The sequence below is a fragment of the Heliorestis acidaminivorans genome, assembly GCF_008933955.1.
In the GTDB taxonomy this organism is placed as follows: domain Bacteria; phylum Bacillota; class Desulfitobacteriia; order Heliobacteriales; family Heliobacteriaceae; genus Heliorestis; species Heliorestis acidaminivorans.
Map to the genome: position 1 here is coordinate 1 of NZ_WBXO01000031.1, position 1,291 is coordinate 1,291.

Consider the following 1,291-nt stretch of genomic DNA (forward strand, 5'->3'; position numbering starts at 1 on the left):
GTCGCCTTTCTGTATGAAGGATGCATCAATTAGGCGGTCGACGACAGGGTCTGCGTTTTTGCTTTTCCCTTGCTACTTGTTGAAAGTTTGTATTTTTTCAGATATTCAATGGGAGAAAGGTAGTTAAGGTTTTGGTGCCTACGCTTCCTGTTGTAGAATATCTCGATGTATTCGAATACGGCTTTTCTGGCTTCTTTCCGTGTTTTGAACTTATGTAGATAGATCATTTCACTTTTGATGGTACCGAAAAAGCTTTCTGCTGGAGCATTGTCGTAGCAGTTTCCTTTACGGCTCATGCTAGGACGCATGTTATGTTTAGCAAGCAGGGCTTGATAATCTCTGCTGCAATATTGACTTCCACGATCTGAATGATGAATCAGACCTTCGTGAGGACGATGCTTATTAATAGCGTTTTGGAGTGCTTCTATGACTAGCTCTCGTGTCATCGTACTGTTCATGGCCCAGCCAACGATTTCTTTGTGATACAGATCCTTAACGGTAGCCAGGTAGTCCCAGCCTTCTTCTGTTGGCAAATATGATATGTCACAAACCCAAACTTTATTTGGTGCGTTCACTTCAAAGTCTTGATTTAACAGATTTTCTGCCACAGGCATGCTGTGATTAGAATTGGTTGTAGCTTTGTATTTTCTTCGCCTAATTGAACAGATTCCGTTTTCCTTCATTAAACGATTTACCCGTTTACGGCTACACTGACGTTGTTCTCGTACATCGGCTAATATCTTGTCCAATCCATAAATCCCTTTGCTAGCTTGATGGCTTTCTTTGATAAGTTCTAAAATCTGAGCATCATCTTTTTGACGAAGGCTGGGTTTTCGGTTTATCCAGGCGTAGTAGTTACTTCGTGAAAGCTCCAAATAATAGCACATCTTCGCCACCGAATGTTCGGAGCGACTGTCCCGGATAAGCTGGTAGTACATTACTTCCGGTGTTGATTTGCGAAAATGGCTGTAGCCTTTTTTAAGATTACTACCGCTTCCTCTAGTTCTGCTGTTCTTTTTTCGGCAGCTTTTAGCTTTGCTTCGAGCTCCTGAATCCTTGCTTGATCGGGATTTTCCTTAACTTTATCACGTTCCATCCAACGATAGATGGTTTGGTCACTTACGCCTAAGTCCTCGGCTACACTCTGTACGCTTCTACCTTCGTTGATCATTCGTATTGTGTTCTTCTTGAATTCTTCGCTGTATCTCGTTCCGTTTCTTGGCATTTTCATCGCCCTCCCTAAGAGTATTTTATCTCACTCTTAGGTGTTCAACAAATCGGGTACGGGTCA

1 protein-coding gene is annotated in these 1,291 nt (G+C 42.4%); it reads right to left on the reverse strand.

Annotated features, from left to right (window positions below; genetic code table 11):
* Positions 1–29: 29 nt before the first annotated feature.
* Positions 30–1,225 (reverse strand): IS3 family transposase gene (locus F9B85_RS14020; RefSeq protein WP_207707135.1). Its coding sequence is split into 2 segments (ribosomal slippage): positions 30–988 and positions 988–1,225, totalling 1,197 coding nucleotides; the frame shifts between segments, so codons are not numbered across the junction.
* Positions 1,226–1,291: the final 66 nt, after the last annotated feature.